Annotated in this window: 16 protein-coding genes; 10 read left to right on the forward strand and 6 right to left on the reverse strand. The window is 71.6% G+C overall.

Annotation, left to right across the window (positions count from 1 at the left end; translation table 11 throughout):
• Nucleotides 1-13 precede the first annotated feature (13 nt).
• The 8 genes from B0I32_RS18220 (at nt 14) to phoH2 (ending at nt 7,320) form a co-directional block, all read left to right on the forward strand.
• A complete protein-coding gene (locus B0I32_RS18220; protein ID WP_181307513.1) occupies nt 14-967 on the forward strand; it encodes a TIGR04222 domain-containing membrane protein in 954 nt (317 codons plus the stop codon).
• Nucleotides 968-1,194: 227 nt separating this feature from the next.
• On the forward strand, nt 1,195-2,127 hold the full coding sequence (locus tag B0I32_RS18225; protein WP_106240609.1) for a TIGR04222 domain-containing membrane protein: 933 nt from the start codon (nt 1,195-1,197) through the stop codon (nt 2,125-2,127).
• A gap of 1 nt (nt 2,128) precedes the next feature.
• Nucleotides 2,129-2,944, forward strand: coding sequence for an MbnB/TglH/ChrH family RiPP precursor modification enzyme (locus tag B0I32_RS18230; protein WP_106240612.1), 816 nt, complete (start codon nt 2,129-2,131; stop codon nt 2,942-2,944).
• Complete coding sequence (locus B0I32_RS18235; RefSeq protein ID WP_106240615.1) at nt 2,941-3,480, forward strand: SCO6045 C-terminal-like domain-containing protein; 540 nt, start codon at nt 2,941-2,943, stop codon at nt 3,478-3,480. Before B0I32_RS18230 ends, B0I32_RS18235 begins: the two co-directional genes overlap by 4 nt.
• Nucleotides 3,481-3,510: 30 nt before the next feature.
• The gene (locus B0I32_RS18240; protein WP_106241035.1) at nt 3,511-4,386 is read left to right on the forward strand and encodes a DUF7064 domain-containing protein; all 876 of its coding nucleotides are present in this window, start codon (nt 3,511-3,513) and stop codon (nt 4,384-4,386) included.
• Between the two features lie 42 nt (nt 4,387-4,428).
• Nucleotides 4,429-4,977 (forward strand): hypothetical protein, encoded by a 549-nt coding sequence (locus tag B0I32_RS18245; protein WP_106240618.1) that lies wholly within the window; start codon nt 4,429-4,431, stop codon nt 4,975-4,977.
• Between the two features lie 54 nt (nt 4,978-5,031).
• Nucleotides 5,032-5,793: an isoprenyl transferase gene (locus B0I32_RS18250; RefSeq protein ID WP_106240621.1), complete on the forward strand. Its 762-nt coding sequence runs from the start codon at nt 5,032-5,034 to the stop codon at nt 5,791-5,793.
• Between the two features lie 258 nt (nt 5,794-6,051).
• Nucleotides 6,052-7,320: an RNA 5'-3' helicase PhoH2 gene (phoH2, locus tag B0I32_RS18255; protein WP_106241037.1), complete on the forward strand. Its 1,269-nt coding sequence runs from the start codon at nt 6,052-6,054 to the stop codon at nt 7,318-7,320.
• Here the strand turns inward: phoH2 and B0I32_RS18260 are convergent, their stop codons facing one another.
• Genes B0I32_RS18260 through B0I32_RS18270 form a run of 3 tightly spaced genes read right to left on the reverse strand, consistent with a single transcriptional unit; the run spans nt 7,321 to nt 9,916 of the window.
• Nucleotides 7,321-7,836, reverse strand: a complete 516-nt coding sequence (locus tag B0I32_RS18260; protein ID WP_106240622.1) for a hypothetical protein — start codon at nt 7,834-7,836, stop codon at nt 7,321-7,323. It abuts the gene before it with no gap.
• On the reverse strand, nt 7,833-9,245 hold the full coding sequence (locus tag B0I32_RS18265) for a sensor histidine kinase (protein ID WP_106240625.1): 1,413 nt from the start codon (nt 9,243-9,245) through the stop codon (nt 7,833-7,835). The genes B0I32_RS18260 and B0I32_RS18265 overlap by 4 nt, the downstream gene beginning before the upstream one ends.
• On the reverse strand, nt 9,242-9,916 hold the full coding sequence (locus B0I32_RS18270) for a response regulator transcription factor (protein ID WP_106241040.1): 675 nt from the start codon (nt 9,914-9,916) through the stop codon (nt 9,242-9,244). The genes B0I32_RS18265 and B0I32_RS18270 overlap by 4 nt, the downstream gene beginning before the upstream one ends.
• A 265-nt stretch (nt 9,917-10,181) precedes the next feature.
• Here B0I32_RS18270 and B0I32_RS18275 point away from each other — a divergent pair, with 265 nt between their 5' ends.
• Complete coding sequence (locus B0I32_RS18275) at nt 10,182-10,901, forward strand: aggregation-promoting factor C-terminal-like domain-containing protein (RefSeq protein WP_245955887.1); 720 nt, start codon at nt 10,182-10,184, stop codon at nt 10,899-10,901.
• 152 nt (nt 10,902-11,053) lie between these two features.
• Nucleotides 11,054-13,051, forward strand: a complete 1,998-nt coding sequence (locus B0I32_RS18280) for a glycosyltransferase family 2 protein (RefSeq protein WP_106240626.1) — start codon at nt 11,054-11,056, stop codon at nt 13,049-13,051.
• 70 nt (nt 13,052-13,121) lie between these two features.
• Here the strand turns inward: B0I32_RS18280 and B0I32_RS18285 are convergent, their stop codons facing one another.
• The 3 genes from B0I32_RS18285 to B0I32_RS18295 are packed head-to-tail and all read right to left on the reverse strand — an operon-like array spanning nt 13,122 to nt 16,543.
• Nucleotides 13,122-14,273: a tannase/feruloyl esterase family alpha/beta hydrolase gene (locus tag B0I32_RS18285; RefSeq protein WP_106240629.1), complete on the reverse strand. Its 1,152-nt coding sequence runs from the start codon at nt 14,271-14,273 to the stop codon at nt 13,122-13,124.
• Nucleotides 14,274-15,272 carry an alpha/beta fold hydrolase gene (locus B0I32_RS18290; protein ID WP_106240631.1) on the reverse strand — a complete coding sequence of 333 codons (999 nt, stop codon included), beginning with the start codon at nt 15,270-15,272 and terminating at the stop codon, nt 14,274-14,276.
• Nucleotides 15,269-16,543: an MFS transporter gene (locus B0I32_RS18295; protein WP_106241045.1), complete on the reverse strand. Its 1,275-nt coding sequence runs from the start codon at nt 16,541-16,543 to the stop codon at nt 15,269-15,271. Before B0I32_RS18295 ends, B0I32_RS18290 begins: the two co-directional genes overlap by 4 nt.
• Between the last annotated feature and the right edge of the window lie 11 nt (nt 16,544-16,554).

The raw sequence follows: 16,554 nt of genomic DNA on the forward strand, positions 1-16,554 counted from the left end.
GGGAGGCCCGCCCGTGGACTCGATCCTGCTCATCGCCGCCATCGGCATGTTCCTCGTGGTCAGCCTGGCGGGCCGGCGGGTCGAACGCGAGCGCCGCCGCGTCGGCGAGCGCGAGCCGAGCGGCACGGGCCACCGGCTGAACCACTACGAGCTCGCCTACCTGGCGGGCGGCCCGAGACGGGCCGTCAACACGGCGCTGGCCGTCCTCGCGACGGCCGGCGCCGTCCGCGTGTCCAGGGGCTCGCAGGTCACGCCGGTGCACGGGGCGCGTCCCTCGCCCGAGCCGCTGGAGCAGGCCGTGCTGGACACGCTGGCGGCCAGGCCGGGCGGCTGCCGGGCCGGCGAGCTGCGCCGCGGGCTGGAGCGGCATCCCGCCCTCACGGCGCTGGCCGCCGGGCTGGAGGCACGCGGCCTGATCGTGTCCCCGGAGGCGTACGGCACGGCGTGGCGGCTGCGGGACCGGCTCAAGTGGATCACCGCGGGAGCCGCCGGCTATCTGGGGCTGCTGATCGTGCTGGACAACCTCGACGTGGCGGGGGAGGAGACGTCGTTCGTCGGCGCGCTGTTCATCGCGGCGGTCACCCTGGTCACGGGGCTCGTGACGCTCGCCCAGCAGGACCGGCGCCTGCACAGCGTCACCACCAGGGAGGGCCGCGCCGTCCTGGTCGCCGCCCGCGGCCACCACCCCAGAGGCGTGCGCGACCCCGCCTCGCTGGCCCTGGCGGTGGGCGTCCCCGTCGCCCTGTACGGCCTCCAGGACGCCGGCGACCAGGCACTCTGCGACGAACTGTCCGTGGGCGACCCCCAGGGCGACTGCGCCGGCTCGTGCGGCACCCACCACGGCGGTGACGGCACCACGTTCGGCACCGACTCCTACGGCGGCGGCGACTTCGGCGGCGGCGGTGACTCGGGCGGCGGGTCGAGCTGCGGATCCAGTTGCGGGTCGAGCTGCGGAGGCGGCAGCTGACCGGATCGGCGGGTGCCGCGAAAGACCGGCGGGCGGCCGGCGGAAGCCCGGCGGGTGGCGGAAGCCCGGGCGGGTGATCACGGGCCGGCGGTGCGGAGAAATACCGAAAAAATCGGTAGGTGACGAAACGAGCAGAAGTCCTTGCGTCGCGTAAGCGGTGGCTAACGTGCTCGTAGGTGTACCTGCCGGTACACCCTCCCAGCTCGGCCTACGAGGGGAGGCCGCACATGAACTTGTTCCTGCTGATCGTTTCGGTGGGTCTGGGCGCCTACGCCGCCGCCACCACCACCGCCATCCAGCGCGCACGGGCCGACATCCTGGCCGCCGCCGGATCCCGGCTCCTGCACCTCGGCCACTACGACCTGGCATACCTGGTGGGCGGCCCGCAGCGGGTGGCCGACACCGCCATCGCCCTGCTGGCGGACGCCGGCGACCTGCGCGTGTCACGCGGCGGCCGGGTGCACAAGGTGACGATGGGGACCGTCGCCCGCGAGCCCGTCGAGGAGGCCGTGCTCGGCACGGTGGCCGCCCGCTCGGGACTGCCCCTGATGTCGCTCAGGATCGAGGTCACCAGAAGCCTGGCGATGGACGCGATCAGACGGCACCTCACGGAGCAGGGGCTGCTGATCGAGGACGGCTCCTTCGCCCGGGTGCGAAACCTGTGCTTCCGGCTGCGGATGACGTCGCTGGGGGCCTACGCGGGCGCCGCGCTGGAGGGGCTGACGGTGCTGGTGGACCCGGGCTTCCACGCCGTGGCGGCCCTGCTCGTCTTCGCGGGCACGGGGGTGGCCGCCGAGGTCGTGCTCGCCGGTCAACGCCTCCGCGTGCGCAACGCGCTGACCGCGGCGGGCCAGGAGGCGATCGAGTCGGCCAGGCGGGGGAACGCCGAGGGCGTCGCCCAGGGCCCCGTGCCGCTCGCGCTCTACGGGCTCGGTTCGGTCCGGGACCCGGCCCTGCGGACGGAGCTGAGCAGGCGCGGGAGCCGGCGTGAACGGCGGCTGCGCGCCTCGTACGCTGGAACCGGCTCGCCGGTCTCCGGCGGCTCCTACGGCCACGGAGCGGGCTGTGGCGGCGGTCCGTCCGGCTGCGGCGGCGGGACAGCCGGCTGCGGGGGAGGCGGCGGCTGCGGCGGCGGTGGTTGCGGCGGCGGAGGAGGCTGACATGGCCGGGCTGGGCGTGGGCATCGGCTGGCGGTCCGAGCTGGATCTGAGCATCGAACGGATGGCGGGCGTCGACTTCCTCGAGGTGGTCGCCGAGAACCTCAAGCCCGCCCGGTTACCCGAGTCGCTGCGGGTGCTGCGGGCCAGGGGCCTGACGGTCATCCCGCACGGGGTCTCGCTCGGGATCGGAGGCGCGGAACCGCCCTCCCCTGCCCGCCTGGCCCACCTGGCCGCCTGCGCGCAGGCTCTGGACGCGCCCCTGGTCAGCGAGCACCTGGCGTTCGTCAGAGGCGGCGGCCTGGAGGCCGGGCACCTGCTGCCCGTGCCGCGCACCCGCGCGTCGCTGCGGGTCGTCACGGAGAACGTGCGCCGCGCCCAGGACGCGCTGCCCGTCCCGCTGGCGCTGGAGAACGTCGCCGCCCTGTTCGGCTGGCCCGAGGACGAGCTGACCGAGGCGGAGTTCCTGGCCGAGCTGGTGGAACGCACGGGGGTGGGGTTGCTGGTCGACGTGGCCAACCTCTACACCAACCAGTTCAACCTGGGCCTGCCGGCCGTGGCGGCGCTCGACGCGCTGCCGCTCGACCACCTGGCGTACGTGCACGTCGCCGGCGGGTACGAGCACCACGGCCTCTGGCACGACACGCACACCACGACCGCGCCGCAGGTCGTGCTGGACCTGCTCACCGAGCTGTGCGCCCGCGTCACCCCGCCGGGCGTGCTGCTGGAGTGGGACGACGAGTACCCGAGCGACGCCGTGCTGGCGGGCGAACTGTCCAGGATCAGGACCGCGATGGCCCTGGCGGGAGAGTGCCGATGACCGGAGAACCGCCCGGCCGGGCATCCCCGGCCGCACCGGACGCCGCGCGAGAGTCGTCCGGCCGGGCGGACGCCGCGCGGGTGGCGAACGGGACGGGCGTCGCGCATGAGGACGAGGTGGCCAGGCTGGCCGCGGCTCAGGCGCGGGTCGTGGCGGCGCTGGTCGCCGGGGCGGAGGTGCCTGAGGGCTTCGATCCCGGCCGGATGCGCGCCCAGGCGGCGAGCCTGATCGCCAAGCGTCGCGCCATCGTGGCCAGGATCCGCCCGGACACGGCCGTCGCGGCGGGCCCCGATCTGGCCGCCGAGTTCGCCGCGTACGCGCGGGCCCGCGCCGCGCCGCCGCCCGGCTACCGCGCCGACGCCGACGACTTCGCCGCCTGGCTGCGCGAACGCGGCCGGCTGCCCCCCACCGAGCCGTCAGCAGGGCGACGCGCCAAGCAGCCTGCCGGGCAACGCGCCGAGGAGCCCGGCGAGTCGCGGTCCGGGCGGTCCGGGCGGTCCGCGTGGCGGCGCTGGTGGTCCAGGATCCCGGCTTAAGCTGACCGTAGCAAGCGCTTGGGAGGCGGCATGCGGATCGTCGACATGGGCCGGTGGCCCCTGACCACGGAGGACGAGCACCGGCACGAGCCCGGCGGCGAGCCGCTGTGGAACGAGTCCTGGTACTACGACTTCGTCTCCGAGGACGGCGAGGTGGCCGGCTACATCAGGCTCGGCCTCTACCCCCACTGGAAGCGCGCCTGGTACTGGGCCTGCCTCGTGACCGCCGACGGCGTCGTCACCCGCGTCGACCACGAGGCCCCGCTGCCCGGCGACGACCTCACGGTGACGGCCGCGGACTACACCGCCACCCACACCACGGCGGTCCCCTTCGGCCCGGCCAGGGTCGGCCTGACCTCGGACGACCTGACGTTCGACCTGGAGTGGCAGCCGGCGGCGGGCGTCTACGGCTACGCCATCACCCCCCGCTACGAGATCCCCTGCGCGGTCACCGGCACCATCGGCGGCGTCCCCTTCCTGGGGCACGGCGAGCGCGACCACAGCTGGGGCGTGCGCGACTGGTGGTCGCTGTCATGGCTGTGGAGCAGCGCCCGCCTGGAGGACGGCACCCACCTGCACGGCATGCGCGCCAACCTGGGCCAGGAGCTGCCCTGGCCGGCCTTCCTGGCCCGGGACGGCGTCCTGGAGCACGTCGAGGGCTTCACGGCGGCGACCACGTTCGACGGTGACCGCCCCGCCGAGACGGTGCTGGCCTTCCCGGGGAACGCCACCACGGTGCGCCCGATCGCCTTCGCCCCCGTGACGCTGACCTCCCCCGAGGGCGAGGTGGCCGAGTTCCCCCGGGCGGTGTGCGCGTACGAGACCGAGGACGGCCGTACGGGCTACGGCTGGACCGAGTGGCACCAGCCGCCCGGCTGGCGCGAGCACGAGTGGAAACCGCGTTGAGAGCCCCGGTTTAGGGCGCTTTCGGGCGGAAACGGTGAGGGCGTGGGAGGACTACGCTGTGTCGACGGCTCGTTCCTGAGCGTCACACCCGTCGCGTGCACCGACAGCGTCGGCACGCCGTACGAGATCACCTTGGAGCTCCACCGCGACGGCACCCCGTACGGGAGCGTGGGCGAGCGGTGCGGCTGGCTGCTGAGCCGGCTGGCGCGCGGCGTCGACGAGGCCCGCAGGGGCGGCGGGGCGGCCCGGCGATGGTCCGACCCCGACGACCGCTTCCCCGGCGAAGAGCCCGACAGCGAGCTGTTCTCCTTCCGCTACCGCACGAGGGCCGGCCTGGTGGGCGGCGGAGAGCTGCGCTGCCAGCTGCGGACCATCCCCATGTGGCAGCCGGGCCCCGGCGCGTGGCGGCTGACCAGGAGGGCCTTCGTGGAGGCGTGGGGCAGCACGGGCGTGGGCATGCGGGCGGTGCTGACCTCCTCGGAGCTGTCGGCGTTCGTCGGCGAGCTGGTGAATGAGGCGGAAGGGTGTCTGGATGGTAGAGATATTGCGAGGAATCCGGTAGAAGGAGCAGGCACGGACGATTCGCGGTGATAATTGCCTGTTGGGGCAAGCGCCCCAAGGCACAGCACCGCTGGGAGGCACTCCGTGGGCCTGCGCGATCTGGTCTACCGGCTGTACGAACGCCGGCTGGAGGCCAAGCTGTCGAAGGACAGCGTTCCCCGGCATGTCGGGGTCATCATCGACGGCAACCGCCGCTGGGCGCGCGCCATGGGCATGCGCGACGTGGCGTCGGGGCACCGCAAGGGCGCCGACAAGATCTCCGAGCTGCTCGGCTGGTGCCGGGAGAGCGGTGTGGAGGTCGTCACGGTCTGGATGTTGTCCAACGACAACCTCAACCGGCCGCGCGAAGAGCTGGAGCCGCTGCTGCGCATCATCGAGGACGTGACCCAGGAGCTCGTGGCGGAAGGCTGGCGGATCAGTCCCGTCGGCGCGCTCGATCTGCTCCCGGACCGCACAGCTAATGTCCTAAAAAATGCAAAAGAAGCGTCATCACACCGTCCAGGCCTGATTGTGAACGTTGCAGTTGGGTATGGAGGAAGACGTGAGATTGCCGATGCGGTGCGCTCACTGCTCCAGGAGCACGCGAGCAAGGGAGCGAGCATCGAGGACCTCGTCGAGGTACTCGATGTCGAGCACATCGCGGAGCATCTCTACACTCGCGGCCAGCCCGACCCGGACCTCCTCATCCGGACCTCGGGCGAGCAACGTCTGTCCGGCTTCATGCTCTGGCAGAGCGCTCACTCTGAGTTCTACTTCCACGAGGCCTACTGGCCGGACTTCCGCAGGGTCGATTTCCTGCGGGCGTTGCGTGATTACGCTGCGAGGCACCGGCGTTACGGTTCCTGACGCGACATTCGGGTATCCAGGACGTAACGTTGGAAGTGTCCGATCACAGGTCGGACATTTCGGAGAGGTCCCGCCTTTGCACCAACATCTGCCGAGGGGGGCCGGACTCCGGCACCGACGGCAGTTCGCGGTCGGGGACGCGGGTCCGGTCCGATTCCCACCTCGTCTGCAGGGTGCCCGCACCAAGGGGCACCCGGGGGAGAACGTGTGGCAGTGTCCTCGAGCAACCCTACTCTCCAGTCGGCCAAGCGCACGTACGTGCTCGACACCTCGGTCCTGCTAGCCGACCCGGCGGCGATGACCAGATTCGCCGAGCACGACGTGGTCCTTCCGATCGTGGTCATCACGGAGCTGGAAGGCAAGCGGCACCATCCAGAGCTCGGCTACTTCGCGCGGAAGGCTCTGCGCTACCTAGACGAGCTGAGGGTCCAGTACGGCAGGCTGGACGAGGCCATGCCGACCGGGGACGGCACCATCAGGGTCGAGCTCAATCACAGCGATCCGTCCATCCTGCCCGCGGGCTTCCGCCTGGGCGACAACGACACGCGCATCCTCACGGTGGCCCGCTCGCTGGCCAGCGAGGGCTGCGATGTCGTCCTGGTGTCGAAAGACCTGCCGATGCGCGTCAAGGCGGCCTCGATCGGCCTCTCGGCCGAGGAATACCGCGCCGAGCTGGTCAGTGAGTCCGGCTGGACGGGGATGGCCGAGGTCCAGGTGACCACCGACGACGTGGAGACGCTCTTCGACCAGGGAACCGCCGACCTGGAAGAGGCCAGAGAGCTGCCCACGCACACCGGCCTGCGGCTGCTGTCGGCCAAGGGCTCGGCGCTCGGCCGGGTGCAGCCCGACAAGTCCGTCCGGCTCGTCCGCGGCGACCGCGAGGTCTTCGGCCTGCACGGCCGCTCGGCCGAGCAGCGCATCGCGCTCGACCTGCTGATGGACCCGGAGATCGGCATCGTCTCGCTCGGCGGGCGGGCCGGCACCGGCAAGTCGGCGCTGGCGCTCTGCGCGGGCCTGGAGGCCGTCCTGGAGCGGCGCCAGCACCGCAAGGTGATCGTGTTCCGGCCGCTCTACGCCGTCGGCGGCCAGGAACTCGGCTACCTGCCCGGCACCGAGGGCGAGAAGATGGGCCCGTGGGCCCAGGCCGTCTACGACACGCTCGGCGCCATCACCTCGCCCGAGGTGATCGAGGAGGTGCTGGATCGGGGCATGCTGGAGGTGCTTCCGCTCACGCACATCCGGGGCCGGTCGCTGCACGACGCGTTCGTGATCGTGGACGAGGCCCAGTCGCTGGAGCGCGGGGTACTGCTGACCGTGCTGAGCCGGATCGGCGCCAACTCGCGGGTGGTGCTCACCCACGACGTGGCCCAGCGCGACAACCTGCGGGTCGGCCGGCACGACGGCGTGGTCGCGGTGGTGGAGAAGCTGAAGGGCCATCCGCTGTTCGCCCACGTCACCCTGACCAGGTCCGAGCGCTCGCCGATCGCCGCGCTGGTGACCGAGATGCTGGAAGACATCACGATGTGACTACTTGAGCTCGCCGCAGGTGAACCGCCCCTCCGACGTGGAGGGGCGGTTCTTGTTCTCCCGGACGATCCTGACCATCTCGAACGCCGCGTCCTGCTGCGCGGTGCAGACGATCTGCGCCTTGCCGAGCTGCGACAGCGTGCCCTCGCCGCTGATGTAGACGGTCAGGGTCGAGGTGCGGGGCAGCTGGATCTCGTCGCGCTGGGGCGGATCGACCGAGTTCTTGGAGCGCAGGTACGTGAATCCGCGCAGCGCGGTGTCCCGGTTCTCCAGCGGCTGCGAGGAGACGGCGAACAGGGCTCCCAGCAGGCTGGTCACGGTGTCGTCGTCCACGTTCGCCGGCTCCTTGGCCAGCTCGCCGTCCTTGATCAGGAAGAACGTCTTCGACGGCGGCGGGATCTTGGTCGTGGGGGCGTCGCCCCTGTCCTGCACGTCGGTGGGCGTGATCCCGCAGCCCCCGGCGGGGATCAGGCAGGCCAGCAGCGCGGTGATCGTCAGGGCTCGGATGACGTTCATGTGTGGGGCAGCCAGACCGTGAAGAGGGTTCCCGGGTGCTGGGCGCGTACGGAGATCGTGCCTCCGTGCAGCAGCACGTTGGCCCTGGCGATGGCCAGGCCCAGGCCGCTGCCCTGGCTGCGCGCCCGGCCCGCGCCGGCCTTGAAGAAGCGGTCGAAGACGTGGGCCAGCGCCTCGCGCGGGATGCCCTTGCCGTGGTCGCGCACCTTCACCTCCAGGCCGTTCTCCGTGGCGCGCGCGCTGACCGTCACCGGCGGCTCGCCGTGCTTGAGCGCGTTGCCGACGAGGTTGGCCACGATGACGTCGAACCTGCTCGGGTCGAGGTTGGCGGTCAGCCCCTGGGAGGCGTGCACCTCGACCTTCTCGCGCCAGCCGCGCACGTCCAGGCAGTCCTCGATGCTGTCGGCCACGTTCACCGGTTCGAGGTTGAGCGTGGCGGTGCCGGCGTCGAAGCGGCTGATCTCGATGAGGTGCTCGACCAGCTCGCGCAGGCGCTCGATCTCCCTGAGCACCAGCCGGACGGCCTGCGCGGGCGCCTCCGGCAGGTGGTCGGCCTCGTCGGAGAGCATGTCGGCCACGGCCGTCATGGCGGTCAGCGGCGTGCGCAGCTCGTGCGAGACGTCGGCGACGAACCTGCGCGACATGGCCTCCAGCGAGCGCAGCTCCGACACGCTCAGCTCCAGCGCCGCGGCCGCGTCGTTGAACCTGGCGGTGAGCCCGGCCAGCTCGTCCTGGCCGTGCACGGGCAGCCGGGTGTCCAGCTTGCCCTGGCCGAGCGCCTCTGCCGCCGCGCTGAGCCGCCGTACCGGCAGCAGCACCTGCCTGGCCGACAGCAGCGCCACGACCAGGGCGAGCAGCACGATGACCGCGCCCGTCTGGGCCAGGGTGGTGCGCAGGGTGGCGAGCTGGCGCTCGTCGTCCGTCAGCGGGAAGAAGACGAACGCCCGCAGCCCGGTGGCCTCGGGCACGCCCACGCTGTCGCGGTAGACCTCGGCGCCGACGATGAGGTACAGCGCGTTGCGGACGATCTTGCGTTGGGTGACGATGCTCTGCTTGGCCCGTCCGTGCAGCTCGTTGGGCACGTCGCTCATCGACATGACGCCGTCGGCGGCGATGAGACTGCGATATTCGACCAGCACGCTGCGGCCGGGCCCGCCGAGCGCGTGGGCGACGCCGTCGAGGTCCTTCGCCGTGGGCGCGACCTCGCCCGGCCTGAGCTTGCCGATCGGGAAGGAGATGCTGCTGAGCTCTCTGTTCACCAGGTCGAGCGCGGTGGTCTCGGCCCTGGTGACCAGCGCCTCCTTGGCCAGCTCGTAGCCGATCGTGGCGACCAGGAACGAGGCGGCGACGGCGACGAGCGTGAACGTGATGACGAGGCGGGCGCGCAGCCCCGTGGGCAGCGGGATCACGGGGGGCTGAACCGGTAGCCGAACCCGCGCACGGTGTGGATGAAGACGGGCGCGGCCGGCCTGGGCTCGATCTTGGCGCGGATCCGCTGCACGCAGGCGTCCACCAGGCGCGAGTCGGCGATGTGCGTGTGGTCCCAGACCACGCGCAGCAGGTAGCGGCGGTTGAGCACCTGGCCGGGATGGCGGACGAGCTCCAGCAGCAGCCGCAGCTCGGTCGGCGTCAGGTGGATCTCCTTGCCGGCCAGCGTGACCTTGAGCGCGCCCCGGTCGATCACGAGGTCGCCGAAGGTGATGCGGTCGGAGGCGGCGGACTCGGCCCGGCGCAGCACGGCGCGGATGCGGGCGTCCAGGACGCGGGGCTCGACCGGCTTGACCACGTAGTCGTCGGCGCCCGCCTCAAGCCCCACCACGACGTCGAGGTCGTCACCCCTGGCCGTGAGCAGGATGACCGGGAGCTGGTCGAGCTTGCGCACGCGGCGGCAGACCTCGACCCCGTCGATGCCGGGCAGCATCACGTCGAGGATGGCGATCTCGGGGCGGCGGGACCTGATGTGGTCGAGGGCCTCCTCGCCCGTCGCGTACGACGTGACGGAATGCCCCTGCCTGGTCAGCGCCAGCTCTAGAGCCGTACGGACCGAGGGGTCGTCTTCTACAAGGAGGATGCCAGCCACGCGCACATTATTATTCCATGTCTGGATTATCCGAGTTGTGTCACCAAACTGTGACATGGCGTTGATCAGACCCCGAAGTAGTCAAGGCACGCTGTAAGCGGCTTCCCTTCTGCTACGGGCGCCTGAGGGGGAGCCGCGCTTATGTGATGAAAGTCACATTTTTCGGGATTTGTGGAGCTAACCGGCCGGTTGGTGAAATTTTCGCCAAGCGATTCCCGCGTTTCGGTTGCGGACCACCCCCCATGACACGGCAAGCTCATGCATCGTGAGCCCCGGTCCGCAGTTGAGTGAGCGCCGCCCGAAGGAAGACCTCCCCCCGGCGCGCCGGCGTTCGCGCGCGACGCCGAAGCGCATCGTCATCGGCGTCCTGTCGGTGGGCATCGTCCTCGGCGGGGGCGGATTCGTCGCCTACCACGCCGTACAGAACGCCAAGAACCCGCCGCAGCAGCCCGTCTTCTCCATGGAGGACCTGGGCAAGATCGCCAGCGGCGACCTCTACGCGCCCGACCCGAAGAGCGACCTGCTCAAGGCCGAGGCCGAGCAGGCCTACCGCGCCGACAGGCTGAAGAAGGACCGTCCGGGCGGCGGCTCGGGCAAGGACCTCGACTGGGTCATCCCCAAGCAGGCTCCGGCGGGCGACGGCTTCCCGCCGCAGAACTTCCCGCCGGGCAGCGACCCGTCGCCGGGCAGCAACAAGGCCACCGCGCGCTCGATGCTGGCGAGCTTCGGCTTCGGCGCCGACCAGTGGGGCTGCCTGGAACGCCTCTGGCAGAAGGAGAGCGGCTGGAACGAGCGGGCCATGAACCGCTACTCCGGCGCGTACGGCATCCCGCAGTCCCTGCCGGGCGGCAAGATGGCCAGCGCGGGCTCCGACTGGCAGACCAACGCCGCCACCCAGATCAAGTGGGGCCTCGGCTACATCAAGGGCCGCTACGGCACCCCCTGCGGCGCGTGGGGCCACTCCCAGTCCGTCGGCTGGTACTAGCCGAGTCCTAGTCGGCCGGTACTCGTCGGCCGGTACCAAAAGTCACACTTCGGCCCGCTCCGAGTCCGCGGATCCGCAGGAGCGGGTCAACTTTGCATCTCTAATCGGCAAGCCGCCACGCCCGATCCTGTATACGGGCGCACGCTGGCCGCATGGGTGTGAAGGTCAGTGTGATCGTCAATGTCCACAATCCGGGTGACACCGCCGACGCGTGCATCCGCTCCATGCTGGAGCAGACGCTGCCCGCGGACGAATACGAAGTGATCGTCGTGGACGACGGGTCCACGGACGGCATCGCCGAGCGCCTGGACACCATCGCCGCGGTCCGCGACCACGTACGCGTGCTGCACCTGCCGTACACCGGATCGCCGTCGCGCGGACGCAACGTCGGCGCGGCGGCGGCCACCGGCGAGTACGTCTACTTCCTCGACCCCGGCGACCGCCTGGAACGCGACGCGCTCGCGCACATGTACGAGCGCGCCGTCGAGACCGACGCCGACGTGCTCATCGGCCGGCTCATCCGTGACTGGGGGCCGCCGATGACGGCCTTCGAGCGCAGCACGGCCCGCGCCGACATCCTGCGCGACCGGCTGCTCACGCTGCTCCTCCCGCAGCAGCTCTACCGCCGCGCCTTCCTGGAGGAGCACGAGCTGGGCTTCTCCGTGCCCGGCGGCCGGCTCGGCGAGCAGGCGTTCGTGCTGCGCGCCTACCTCCAGGCCAAGGTCATCGCCGTCCTGGCCGAGCACGTCTGCTGCCACCTCGGGGAGCGCCCGCCCGCCGAGGAGGAGCCCCGCGCGATCGTACGAGAGCTGACCGCGCTGCTCGACGACATCGACGCCTTCGTCGGCGAGGGCCGCCAGCGCGACCGCATGTACGCCTACTGGCTCCGCTACGCCGTCCTGCGCCCGCTGGTGACCAGCAAGTTCGCCGACTCCTCCGTGGACAGGGGCATGCACTTCCGCGTCGTGCAGGACCTCATGGTCCGGCGCTTCCCCGAACGGCTCGACCGCCACCTCCCGGTCCAGCTGCGCGTGGTGGCCGCCTACGCCCGCGCCGGCCGGCTCGACCAGATCGTGCTCATGTCGAACGCGTCCAGGCGGGCCGGCCTGCGCGCCGACCTCACCGAGGTGCGCTGGGACGCCCATGTCCTCGTGCTCGGCCTGAGCGTGGAGGTCATGGCCGGCGACGGCTCGCCCGACCGGTACCGCGTGGACGGCGACCGCCTGCACTGGATCCCGCCGCGCGCCCTGGACACCAGGAAGCTCCCGGAGGACGTGACCGACATCACCGACGCCGTCGAGCGGGCCCGCGTCGAGCTCTACGTACGCCACACCGAGACCGGCATCGTGCACTTCCTGCCGCTGGAGCAGCACGTCGAACGCGTCCAGGACGGCCGCCGCCGGGTCCGCATCAGGATCAAGGGCGAGACCAGGCTGGACATCACCAGCGCCGCCCTGGGACAGCCACTGCGGCCCGGCCAGTGGGAGGTGCACGTCCGCATGTTCAGCGGCGCCAACCAGGCCAGGAGCCGCGTCAGCCGCCCCGAGGGCCCGCTCAACTGCCTGGGCGTGCTGGCCCAGCGGCCCAGGATGCGGCTGGTGGTGCCGTGCTGGAGCGACAACGGCGAGCTGGGCCTGGCCATCGAGCCGCGTTCGTTCTCCGAGTCGATCGCGCTCGTGTCGCCCGGCGTGATGGTCAAGCAGCTCGACAAGCACCTCTACGTCGTGCTGCCGGTGCCGTACGTGCCGCCGAGCGGCGGCCCCGCCCTGGAGCTGGTGCTGCGCGGCACCGGCAGGCGGGGCCGCGAGGTGAGCGCGCCCGCGCTGGTCGAGGCCGGGGTGCCGGGCAGGATCGCGGGCCAGCTCGTGGCCAAGGTGCCGGTCAAACGGATCATGCCCGGCGTCGAGCACCTCGGCCCCGGCGGCTGGCTGTCCTCACTGCGCTCGTCGGAGGGCGAGTTCGGGCTGCGGTTCGCGCTGGAGATGCGCAGGGGCAAGGTCGACGTGCGCCCGGCCGCCGCCGTCGATCCAGAACGCCGCTCGCCCATGGGCCGGGACACCGCGCTCCACCGGCTCGGCCGGCGGCTGCCCGGTGCCCGCCACCTCGTCCGGTGGGCGCGCGCGGGCCGGCACCGCTACCTCACCGACTGACGGTGAGGGTGCGTCGGTCGGCACCGCTACCTCACCGACTGACGGTCAGGGCGCTGACGGCACCCGCCGTTCACCGGCGGGTCCAGCCCTCCAGCTCCTCGAAGGCGCTCCTGAAGGCGGGCAGCATCGGCGTGAGCCGGTCGGGGTAGAGATCGACCAGGCTGTCCAGATGGTTGCCGCCCTCGACACGGTGATACCGGAACGGCCGGTGCGGGCCGACCATCTTCGCGTAGACGTCGGAGTCGCGCGAGATCGGCAGCAGCGTGTCCAGCGTGCCGTGGATCGTGATCAGCGGCTTGATGATCCGGCCGGTCAGCGCGATCTTCGCCAGGGCCGCGTACGGCCTGCGCCGGTCGTAGTCGTAGTCGGCCGCCGCGCCCTGGTAGGACGGGTCCAGCTCCTTCTGGTAGAGCTGCTGGGTGAGCTCCCAGTAGTACTGCTGGTGGAACGGCCACAGGAACTCCGAGCCGGCCGCGAACCCGGCCGCCCGCACCCCGTCCTCGTCCGGGTACGCCTTCAGCGCGGGCGGCAGGAAGTTCAGCAGGTTGTCGCCCTTGACCCGCCAGAGCGTGCCCTCCCAGTCCACGCCGCCGTCGTACAGGTGGCCCCGGTTCTCCAGCTGCCACCTGACCAGGTAGCCGCCGTTGGAGATGCCGGCGGCGTACGTACGGGCGGGCTTCCTGCCGTAGTGCTGCCTGACCACGGCCTTGGCGGCCACGGTGAGCTGGGTGACGCGCTCGTTCCACTCGGCGATGGCGTCGCCGGGGCGGCGGCCGTCCTCGTGGAAGTCCACGCCGACGTTGCCCTTGTCGGTGCTGGCGAAGGCGTAGCCCTTGGCCAGCACCCAGTCGGAGATCGTGTAGTCGTTGGCGTACTGCTCCCTGTTGCCCGGGGTGCCGCCGACGACCAGGCCGCCGTTCCACTCGCGCGGCAGCCTGACGACGAACTGGGAGTCGTGGTTCCAGCCGTGCGTGGTGTTGCCGTGGGAGGTGTCGGGGAAGTAGCCGTCGATCTGGACGCCGGGCACGCCGGTGGGGTTGACCGTGGCGGCCGAGTGCAGGCCCGCCCAGTCCGCCGGGTCGGTGTGGCCGGTCCTGCTGGTGCCGGCGGTGGTCAGGTCGTCGAGCACGGCGATCTCGGTGTGCTCGGCGCCCGGCACGGTGAGCTGATGGTGGCCGGGCGGCGTGAGTAAGCTCGCCACGAGCGTGAGCGCGACCAGCATCTACGCCTCCCTCAGGTGCTCGGCCAGCAGGCGCTGGAAGTCCTCGGGGCGCTCCAGGTGCGGGCTGTGACCGCAGTCGTCCAGCACCGCCTCCCGGTAGGGCCCGTACCGCTCCAGCACCGCCCGCGTCTGCCCCACCATGGGCTGGGCCGGCGTGCCCGGGGAGCCGGGCACGACGCCGAGCGCCCCGAGGTGGGCCAGGTCGAACAGGGACGCGTCCGAGACGATCACGTCGTCGGCGCCCCTGATCCACAGGACGGGCGGCTTCGGCTCGATCTCGTGCAGGTCGTCCAGCCGGAAGCGGGTGGGGCCGAGGGCGTTCAGCACGCCGCTCTTGCCGGGCGCCAAGCCGGGCCAGGCGTCGGAGGTGACGGCGTCGCCGGGGTAGTGCGCCTCGCCGACCCTCGTGGTGAGCATCGCGCGGACGTAGAAGTCCTCGTCGGGGACCTCGTTCTTGACGTACGAGGAGCGGAAGACGCTCCGCGGCGAGGTGGGGGACTCGGCCGACAGGTCGCCCGCCTTGAGCCGGGCCACGAAGTCGGGGTTGGCCGCCCCGGCGCCCGCGCCGGCCCCGTCAGGATGCGTCAGCCGGCCGCTGAGGCCCTCCGTGCCGCCGTAACCGTAGGGGGAGACGGGGTTGACCAGGGTCAGGCTCCTGACGAGCGCCGGGCGGTCGCGCAGGACCTGGAGGACGACGCCTCCGCCCATGCTCCAGCCCACCAGGTGCACCCGGTCGAGCTCCAGCGCGGCGATCAGTTCGAGCACGTCGTCGGAGTAGTCGCGCAGCCCGCGGGTGGCGTCCACCGGCGCGGGGTCGGTGTCGCCGAAGCCGCGCAGGTCCACCGCGAGCGGCCGGTAGCCCTCGGGCAGCGCGGCCATGGCGTCGCGCCAGAAGGCGGCGGAGGAGACGTTCCCGTGCACGAACAGCACGGGTTCGCCGATGGTCCTGCCCTCGACGGTCAGGACGTTCTGGGTGAGCCTCGACGTGGTGATCCTCATCGCGCGTTGATCCTTTCCGCCAGGTCGCTGCCCCGCGTCTCGCGTGCGGCGTAGACGGCGGCCAGGGTGAGCAGCGCCGCCAGACCAAGGTAGACCGAGATGGGAACACTGCTCCCGTACGCCTGCAGCAGCGCCACCGCGATGATCGGGGCCAGCGCGCCCGCCACGATCGCCGAGAGTTGCGCGCCGATGGAGACGCCGGTGTAGCGGGTCCTGGTGCCGAACAGCTCGGAGAAGAACGCCGCCTGCGGGCCGTACATCATGCCGTGGAAGAGCAGGCCGACGGTGACGGCCAGGGTGATCGCGAGGAAGTTGCCCGTGTCCACGAGCGGGAAGAACGCGAAGATCCACACGCCGATGCCGGCGGCGCCCGACAGGTAGATCGGGCGGCGGCCGAACCGGTCGGACAGCGCGCCCCACATCGGGATCGTGACGAAGTGGATGGCCGAGGAGATCAGCACCGCGGTCAGCACGGTGGAGTTGTCGACGTCGGTCTGCTTGGCGTACGTGATGACGAAGACGGTGAGCAGGTAGAAGGAGATGTTCTCGGCCAGGCGCGCGCCGATCGCGATGACCACGTCCTTCGCGTGGTGCTTGAGCACCCCGACGATCGGGGCCCGCTCCTCGGGCGGCGCCTGCTGGAACACCGGCGACTCGGTGATCGTCAGCCGGATCCACAGCCCGATCAGCACCAGCACGCCCGACAGCAGGAACGGCACCCGCCAGCCCCACGCCAGGAACGCCTCCTCCGACTGCCAGGCGGCCAGCGCCGCCAGCACGCCGGTCGCCAGCAGGTTCCCGCCGGGCGCGCCCGCCTGCGGCCATGAGGCCCAGAAGCCGCGCCGCGCCGTGTCGCCGTGCTCGGACACGATCAGCACCGCGCCGCCCCACTCGCCGCCGAGCGCGAAGCCCTGCACGAGCCGCAGCGCCGTCAGCACCAGCGCCGCGGAGGGCCCCAGCGTCTCGTACGTCGGCAGGCAGCCGATCAGGAACGTCGCCGCCCCCATCGTCAGCAGGCTGACGACCAGCAGCGTCTTGCGGCCGATCCGGTCGCCGAAGTGGCCGAAGACCAGGCCGCCCAGCGGGCGGGCGACGAAGCCGACCGCGTAGGTGAGGAACGCCAGCAGCGTGCCGGTCAGGGGGTCGGACTCGGGGAAGAAGAGCTTGTTGAACACGAGGGCGGCTGCCGAGCCGTACAGGAAGAAGTCGTACCACTCGATGGTGGTGCCGATCAGGCTCGCGGCGACGATCTTCTTGATGGAAGTGGCCATGCCGGTCACCG

The sequence above is a fragment of the Nonomuraea fuscirosea genome, from assembly GCF_003001935.1.
Classification (GTDB): Bacteria; Actinomycetota; Actinomycetes; order Streptosporangiales; family Streptosporangiaceae; genus Nonomuraea; species Nonomuraea fuscirosea.